The organism is Mesorhizobium sp. M7A.F.Ca.CA.002.09.1.1 (genome assembly GCF_003998555.1).
Taxonomy (GTDB): domain Bacteria; phylum Pseudomonadota; class Alphaproteobacteria; order Rhizobiales; family Rhizobiaceae; genus Mesorhizobium; species Mesorhizobium ciceri.
On sequence record NZ_RZRR01000185.1, the window covers coordinates 1 to 7,603 of the forward strand.

The 7,603-nt window shown below is 63.4% G+C and carries 7 protein-coding genes; 4 read left to right on the forward strand and 3 right to left on the reverse strand.

The annotated features are described in order from the left end of the window. Positions 1-130: 130 nt before the first annotated feature. Genes ugpA through ugpC form a run of 3 tightly spaced genes read left to right on the forward strand, consistent with a single transcriptional unit; the run spans position 131 to position 2,978 of the window. Complete coding sequence (gene ugpA / locus EN994_RS10915; protein ID WP_050580468.1) at positions 131-1,051, forward strand: sn-glycerol-3-phosphate ABC transporter permease UgpA; 921 nt, start codon at positions 131-133, stop codon at positions 1,049-1,051. Between the two features lie 9 nt (positions 1,052-1,060). Continuing rightward, the gene (gene ugpE / locus EN994_RS10920; RefSeq protein WP_013529415.1) at positions 1,061-1,909 is read left to right on the forward strand and encodes a sn-glycerol-3-phosphate ABC transporter permease UgpE; all 849 of its coding nucleotides are present in this window, start codon (positions 1,061-1,063) and stop codon (positions 1,907-1,909) included. 7 nt (positions 1,910-1,916) lie between these two features. Next, a complete protein-coding gene (ugpC, locus tag EN994_RS10925) occupies positions 1,917-2,978 on the forward strand; it encodes a sn-glycerol-3-phosphate ABC transporter ATP-binding protein UgpC (protein ID WP_127307531.1) in 1,062 nt (353 codons plus the stop codon). 36 nt (positions 2,979-3,014) lie between these two features. Here the strand turns inward: ugpC and EN994_RS10930 are convergent, their stop codons facing one another. From EN994_RS10930 to EN994_RS10940, 3 genes are all read right to left on the reverse strand, one after another. Beyond that, the gene (locus tag EN994_RS10930) at positions 3,015-4,097 is read right to left on the reverse strand and encodes an ABC transporter ATP-binding protein (RefSeq protein ID WP_013529417.1); all 1,083 of its coding nucleotides are present in this window, start codon (positions 4,095-4,097) and stop codon (positions 3,015-3,017) included. Further along, a complete protein-coding gene (locus EN994_RS10935; protein ID WP_063170345.1) occupies positions 4,094-5,674 on the reverse strand; it encodes an iron ABC transporter permease in 1,581 nt (526 codons plus the stop codon). Before EN994_RS10935 ends, EN994_RS10930 begins: the two co-directional genes overlap by 4 nt. A 174-nt stretch (positions 5,675-5,848) precedes the next feature. Beyond that, a complete protein-coding gene (locus EN994_RS10940; RefSeq protein WP_013529419.1) occupies positions 5,849-6,856 on the reverse strand; it encodes an iron ABC transporter substrate-binding protein in 1,008 nt (335 codons plus the stop codon). Between the two features lie 261 nt (positions 6,857-7,117). Here EN994_RS10940 and EN994_RS10945 point away from each other — a divergent pair. Next, positions 7,118-7,603, forward strand: a 486-nt coding sequence (locus EN994_RS10945; RefSeq protein ID WP_127307532.1) for a sigma-70 family RNA polymerase sigma factor, incomplete at its 3' end; no start/stop codon positions are given.

A 7,603-nucleotide genomic window follows, 5' to 3' on the forward strand; every position in this document is an offset into this window, starting at 1 on the left:
GCACCCATCTGTCCCGCCGGGCATCTCCCCTCGTGAGGGGAGTTTTGCCGTGCCTTGCGATTTCGCCAATGGTCGATGATGCCCAGTCCGAAACGCTCATCAAAGCCATCTTGGCGGAGAGGGGTGCCGCATGGTGCCCCCCGCCTCATCACCTCGGAGTGGCTCCGTGACCCCTCGCGTCGTGTTCCCCAACAAGGTCCTTCCCTACCTGCTTGTGGCGCCGCAACTGGCCATCACGCTCGTTTTTTTCTACTGGCCGGCCGGTCAGGCGTTCTACCAATCCATGCTCAGGCAGGATCCGTTCGGGCTGAGGACCAAGTTCGTCTGGTTCGCCAATTTCAGGAAAGTGCTTGCCGATCCGGCCTACCTGAACTCGATCAAGGTCACGGTGGTGTTTTCCCTTGCGACCGCTATCGTCGCCATGTGCGTGGCGCTCCTGCTGGCGGTCATGGCAGAGAAGGTGGTGCGCGGCAAAGGTCTCTACCGCACGCTCTTGATCTGGCCCTACGCGGTGGCGCCGGCGATTGCCGGTATGCTGTGGCTATTCCTCTTCAACCCTTCGATCGGGTCGCTGGCCTACATGCTGAGGAGTTTCGGCATCGCCTGGGATCCACTGCTCAATGGCACCCACGCCATGATCCTGCTGGTGTCCGCCGCTGCCTGGAAGCAGATCAGCTACAATTTCCTGTTCTTCGTCGCCGGCCTGCAGGCGGTGCCGAAAGCCTTGATCGAGGCGGCGGCCATGGACGGCGCCGGCGAGACCAAGCGATTCTGGACCATCGTCTTCCCGCTGCTTGCGCCGACGACCTTCTTCCTGCTGGTCGTCAACACCGTCTATGCCCTGTTCGACACGTTCGGCATCGTCCATGCCGTCACCGGGGGCGGTCCGGGCAAGACGACTGAGACGCTGGTCTACAAGGTCTACAATGACGGCTTCGTCAATCTGATCCTCGGTGACTCGGCGGCGCAGTCGGTCATCCTGATGATCATCGTCATCTCGCTCACCGCCATCCAGTTCCGCTATGTGGAACGCAAAGTCCATTACGGCTGAGGGCGAGCGATGATCGGCCAGTCACCGCTCCGCACCGTCATCGCCCACGCCATGCTGATCCTCGGCATATTGATCGTCGCCTTCCCGATCTACTACACGTTCGTTGCCTCGACGCAGACGCTGCAAACGATCCTCAGGCCGCCATTGCCGCTCCTGCCCGGCGATCAGTTCTGGAACAATTACAGCGAGGCATTGTTCGGCGGTGTCGGCCGCATCGGCGGCGTCAGCGTCGGCAGGCTGCTGCTCAACACGACGATCATGGCGCTCGGCATCGCGGTGGGAAAGATATTCATCTCGATCCTGTCTGCCTATGCGATCGTGTTCTTCCGCTTTCCGCTGCGCATGACCTTCTTCTGGCTGATCTTCATCACCCTGATGCTCCCCGTCGAGGTGCGCATCCTGCCAACCTACAAGGTGATGGTCGATCTCGGCATGATCGACACTTATGCGGGCCTGATCATCCCGCTGATCGCCTCGGCCACCGCCACGCTGCTGTTCCGCCAGTTCTTCATGACGATTCCTGGCGAATTGGTTGAGGCGGCGCGGGTCGACGGTGCGGGGCCGTGGCGCTTCTTCTTCGATATCCTGTTGCCGCTGTCGCGGACAAATATCGCGGCGCTGTTCGTCATCCTCTTCATTTATGGCTGGACACAGTATCTGTGGCCGTTGCTCGTCACCAACAGCAGCAACATGAACACGATCGTCATCGCGCTCAGAAAGATGGTCTCCTTCGCCGATGCCGATACGCAATGGCACCTGGTCATGGTTACAGCGATGCTGGCCATCGTGCCGCCGATCCTGGTCGTGGTGCTGATGCAACGCTGGTTCGTTCGCGGCCTGGTCGATTCCGAAAAGTGAGAAGCTGATGGCGACCGTCGATCTGAAGGATGTGAAGAAGGTCTACCCCAGCGGTTTCGAGGCCGTGAAGGGCGTTTCAATCGCGGTTCCCGACAAGGAGCTTTGCGTGCTGGTCGGCCCGTCGGGTTGCGGCAAGTCCACGCTGCTCAGAATGATCGGCGGGCTTGAAAACATCTCCTCGGGAACAGTTGCGATCGACGGCAAGATCGTAAATTCAACCGGTCCGACCGAGCGTGACATCGCCATGGTGTTCCAGAACTACGCGCTCTATCCGCATATGAAAGTCTACGACAACATGGCCTATGGGCTGCGCAACCGCGGCACGCCGAAAGATGAGATCGACAGCCGGGTCCGCGCGACGGCGAAAATACTGGAACTTTCGGCGCTGCTCGACCGCCGCCCGCGCGAGCTTTCCGGCGGCCAGCGCCAGCGTGTCGCCATGGGTCGTGCCATTGCGCGCAATCCGAGGGTTTTCCTTTTCGACGAGCCGCTTTCCAATCTCGATGCCAAATTGCGTGGCCAGATGCGCGTCGAGATAAAGAACCTGCAGCGCTCGCTTGGCGTCACGTCGGTCTATGTCACACATGACCAGCTCGAGGCGATGACGTTGGCCGACATCCTCGTCGTCATGAATGCCGGACTGGTCGAACAAATGGGGGCGCCGCTCGACGTCTACGAAAGGCCGGCCTCGACCTTCGTCGCTTCCTTCATTGGCGCGCCGCCGATGAATCTCCTGCCCCTTTCGCAAGGGCCGGCTGGTCCGGCGCTGGCTGATGGCAAGACGATTGAATTTGCGCCTGCGAACGCCGTCACGCTCGGCTTCCGCCCCGAGGATGCCGACGTCACCTTCGGGTCCGAGGCACCGTCCGGCGCGCTCATCCTGCCGGCGCTGGTCGAGGCAGTCGAACCGGTAGGCGCCGAAAGTTTCCTTCACTGCGCTGCAGGTGGCAGCAGGATCGTCGTGCGGGTCGCGGGTCGCGCCACCGCCACGGTTGGCAACCAATTGCGCGTGGTTGCCAAGGCAGAAAAGCTGCACTGGTTCGATCAGGCCGGAAAGCGCGTCGGCTAATCAGAAAGATATGCCTACGCTCCACCCACGCGGCGTTCAGGCGAAGACATGCGCCTTTCCCGATACAGTCAGCCGGACGATCTCGCCGACCGCCGGCGCGTCCATGCCCGGTTTGCGCAGGACCAGCGGCGTGTTGCCGATCGCTGCCGCATCGGGCGGATCGGCATTGTTCAAGAGCCGCACCGCGACCGTGCACATCGAGCCGGCGAATTCGGATTCCGTCACCTCGCCGAACAGCATGTCCGAGGTGCCGGACATACCCTCGCGCGACGTTCTCTTCAGCGCGATCTGCTCCGGGCGAAGCATGATGCGGGCGATATCGCGGCTGTCATGGGTGTCGACCGCGATGCGGCCGAGCGGCGAGTTGGCGAAGCCATTTGATATCTTGGCCGGCAGGATGATGGCGTCGCCGAGGAATTCGGCGATCATCCTGTCCTTCGGCTTGAGATAGAGCTCGCGCGGCGTGCCGATTTGCGAGAACTTGCCGTCGCGCATCACCGCGACCTGGCTGGCGAAGGACAGCGCTTCGGCCTGGTCGTGCGTCACCAGGATGGTGGTGATGCCGGCGGCCTCCAGAAGTTCGGCCACCGCCTTGCGCATCGAGGCGCGCAGGCCGGTATCGAGCGCCGAGAACGGCTCGTCGAGAAGCATCAGCCTGGGCTTCATCGCCATGGCCCGGGCCAGCGCCACACGCTGCTGCTGGCCGCCGGAAAGCTCGTGCGGGCGGCGTTTGAGGATCGCCTTGTCGAGCCCGACGATATAGGCGAGCTCGACGATGCGCTCAGCGCGCTTGTCCTCGCCGCGGCCCATGCCGAAACCGATATTGTCGCCAATGGTCAGATGCGGAAACAGGGCACCATCCTGCGCCACCACACCGATGCCTCGGCGATATGCCGGCACCGCAGCGCCGCCGTTGGCCAATATGGCACCGTCGAGCGTGATGTGGCCCTGGTCCGGAGCCTCGAAGCCGGCAATCAGCCGCAGCAGGGTCGTCTTGCCGCAACCGGAAGGACCGACGATCGCCGTGCGGCTGCCGCTGGCGACGCTGAGGTCGACGCCGGCAAGGGCCGCCACCGGGCCGTATTGCTTGTGCAGGCCGCTGATTTCGAGAAAGCTCATCGTCCGGCCATCCGTTTCGACTGGACATAGAGCAGCCAGGTCAAGGGCAGCGACATCACCACCATGATGAAGGCGTAGGGTGCCGCCGAGGCATAATCAATCTCGCCACTGTAGGACCAGAAAGCCATCGCCAGCGTGCGGGTGCCGTTCGGTGCCAGCATCTGGGTGGCGGTCAGTTCGTTCATGATGCCGAGCGCCACCAGGGCCATGCCGGCCGCGGCACCCGGCGCCGACAGGCGGATCGTCGTCGACCACAGCGCCTGCAGCGGCGGCCGGCCGAGGCTGGAAGCGGCGCGTTCGAGTTCGACCGGCGCCTGCGCGATCGATGCCCGCAGGCTGACCAGCGCGCGCGGCAGGAACATCAGCGCATAGGCAACCAGGATGGTGAACAAGGTCTGGTAGAGCGGCAGCGCGATGCGTACGGTGATGGTGACCAGCGCCAGTGCGATGACGACCCCGGGCAGCGAGCCGACGATGTAGTTGCAGCCCTCCAGAAGACGCTGCAATGGCCCCGGCGCGCGGATCGAGATCCAGGCCATCGGCATGGCGGCGACGGTGGCGAGCAACGCGCCGGCGAGCGCCAGGAACAGCGTCTGGCCAAGCGCCAGGCCGATCTCGTCCAAGCGCCAGACAGCGGCGCCGCCGGCGGCAAGCCAGCCGCCAATGGTGACGAACGGCACGCCGAGCGCCAAAAGCGTGATGACGACAAGCAAGAGCAGGCTAGGCAGGGTGGCGCGTCCGAGGCTTGTGCGTTGCTGATGGCGCGCCGCGCCGGAGCCGACACGGGCATAGCGCTCCTCGCCGCGCACCAGCACTTCGAGGCCGAGCAGCACGAAGCAGCAGCTGACCAGCACGCCGGCCAGCATGTTGGCGGCCGGTCCATTGAAGGTCGACTGGAACTGGTCGACGATCGCCGTGGTGAAGGTGTCGAAGCGGATGAAGACATAGAGGCCGTACTCGGCCAGCAGATGCAGGCCGACCAGCAGCGAGCCGCCGCAGATGGCGAGCCGCAATTGCGGCAGCACGACCCGCCAGAACACGCGCCGGGGCCCCAGGCCGAGTGCGGCGGCGGCGTCTTCCAGGGCGGGATCGAGACGGCGCAACGCCGCCGACACCGGCAGATACAGGAACGGGAAATAGGCGATCACGGAAACCAGCACGCCGGCCCACAGGCCGTGCAGTCCCGGCACCATGGTGACCCAGGCATAGCTGTGCACAAAAGCCGGGATGGCGAGCGGCGCCACGCACAGCCAGGCCCAGAGCCGGGCGCCCGGCAGGTCGCTGCGCTCGGTCAACCAGGCCAGCGAAACCGACAGCACGATGGTGATCGGCACCGAGAGCGCGACCAGCAGGACAGTGTTGACCAGAAGCTCGCCGACACGCGGCCGGAAGACCAGTGCCGAGACTGTTTCCCAGCCGGTCTGCACCGCGATCCAGATGATGAAGGCAAGCGGCACCAGCGCCAGCAGCGCAACGAAGATGGCGGCGAGGACCAGCCAAAGCGGTGCGCGTCGCCGAGCCCTTCGGCCTGTGCCCGAAGGCAGGCCCGAATGCGCGAGATCGACCGCGGACTGCATCAGGTCAGACGCCGTGCCGTTGCCGTCCAGCGGCAGCAATTGAAAGACCGCGATCGCGGTCGGGAACACAGCGTGTCGTCATCGACGAATGCCATCTCGAAAAACAAAATCACTCCCGCGGAAGGCGAATTCCCGCGGGAGCGTGGTCGGGTGTCCTTTTAGGACGAATGGCAACTAAAGCAAGCCGGCTGCCGTCATCAGATCGGTGACCTTCTTGGAGTTCAGCGTCGTGGCATCGACCTTCGGCGCCTGCAGATCGGCGAGCGGCACCAGCTTCGGGTTGGAGTCCGCACCCTTGCCGACCGCGTACTCGAAGGAATCGCCGGTTTTCAGCACGTCCTGACCGCCTTTGCCTGTCAGCCATTTCAGGAACGCCTGGGCTTCCTTCGGATGCTTGCTCGAAGCCAGCACACCGCCGCCGGAGATCGAGACGAAGGCGCCCGGATCCTGGTTCTTGAAATAGTGCAGCGCGACATTCTTGCTGTTTTCGCCGGTCTTGGCCTGATCGCCGAAATAGTAATAGTGATAGATCACGCCGCCTTCGATCTCGCCGGCATTGACCGCCTTCATCACCGTGCTGTTGCCCTTGTAGGCGGTGAAATTGGTTTTCATCGCCTTCAGCCAGTCGGCGGTAGCGGCTTCACCTTTGAGCTGGAGCAGGGCGCTGACGATGGCCTGGAAATCGGCGCCCGAGGGGGAGGCGGCCCAACGGCCTTTCCAGCTCGGATCGGCGAGGTCCAGCATCGACTTGGGCAACTGGTCGGCAGTCAGCTTGGTCTTGTTATAGGCAAAGACCGTGCTGCGCGCGGCAACGCCGACCCATTTGCCGCTGGCCGGCTGATAGTCCTGGGGAACCTGCGCCAGCGTGTCCGCGTCGACCGGCGCGAACAGGCCGGCGCTTTCGACCAGCGCCATGGCCGGTGAGTTTTCGGTCAGGAAGACGTCTGCGGGCGAAGCAGCGCCCTCGGCGACGATCTGGTTGGAGAAATCGCTGTCGCCGCCATTGCGCACGGTGACCTTGATGCCTGTTTCCTTGGTGAAGCCTTCGGCCCACGCCTTGGTCAGGCTTTCGTGCTGGGCGTTGTAGACAATGATGCCATCCTCTTCCGCCTTTGCCGGACCGGCGATGAGGCTGATTGCCAGCGCGGCGGCGCCGGCGAGGGTGGAAAGAGCGTATTTCATGGCATTGTCCTCGATTTCGGGGGTCCTGGGTCTGTCACGGCTGCACCTATCGATACATGACAGCTATAGTCAACATTGTTGATGTGCGTCAATCGGTCGCTGACGTGCAAAGGTCGGTGCCGAACGGACAATTCCGCGTGATGCTCACGGTTCGGCGGTGCCGCAAACTTTCGTGATTTGCCGACAGTTTGGCTTGGACATTATTTCGCCGGCCACGTAACAAATCAGCGCCGAGACGCGAAAATCGGGGAGTGAACTCTTGTGAGCGGCAAGGACGAGGCCGAACTTTCCCGGCTGATGCGGGCCGCGATCGCGGGAGATGAAAGGGCTTACGCCGACTTTCTGCACCGGATTGCCGCGCTGGTTCGCGGTTTTGCCAGGCGCAAGATCGTGCAGGGCGGGGTCGATCCCGAGGATGTCGTGCAGGAAACCTTGCTGGCCATTCATGTGAAACGGCATACCTGGCGTCAGGATGCGCCGGTGTTGCCGTGGGTCTATGCGATTGCCCGCTTCAAGCTGATCGATGCGTTCAGGCGGCGCGGACGGCGCATCGAGATCGACGTCGACGATATCGCCGAGACGTTCGCCGAGCCGGAAACCGAGACCGTCAGCGAGCGCGACATCAACCGTGCATTGGACGGTCTGTCGCCGGCTCAGCGCTCCGTGGTCTCGGCCGTGTCGGTGGAAGGGCGGTCCATCGGCGAGACGGCGGCAAAGTTCGGCATCAGTGAGACGGCGGTGCGGGTG

What these genes read in the sequence shown, in the direction of transcription:
- EN994_RS10935 (WP_063170345.1), bottom strand. Translation starts at nt 5,674, where the DNA reads ATGCAGTCCGCGGTCGATCTCGCGCATTCGGGCCTGCCTTCGGGCACA.
- ugpC (WP_127307531.1), top strand. Translation starts at nt 1,917, where the DNA reads ATGGCGACCGTCGATCTGAAGGATGTGAAGAAGGTCTACCCCAGCGGT.
- EN994_RS10930 (WP_013529417.1), bottom strand. Translation starts at nt 4,097, where the DNA reads ATGAGCTTTCTCGAAATCAGCGGCCTGCACAAGCAATACGGCCCGGTG.
- ugpE (WP_013529415.1), top strand. Translation starts at nt 1,061, where the DNA reads ATGATCGGCCAGTCACCGCTCCGCACCGTCATCGCCCACGCCATGCTG.
- ugpA (WP_050580468.1), top strand. Translation starts at nt 131, where the DNA reads ATGGTGCCCCCCGCCTCATCACCTCGGAGTGGCTCCGTGACCCCTCGC.
- EN994_RS10940 (WP_013529419.1), bottom strand. Translation starts at nt 6,856, where the DNA reads ATGAAATACGCTCTTTCCACCCTCGCCGGCGCCGCCGCGCTGGCAATC.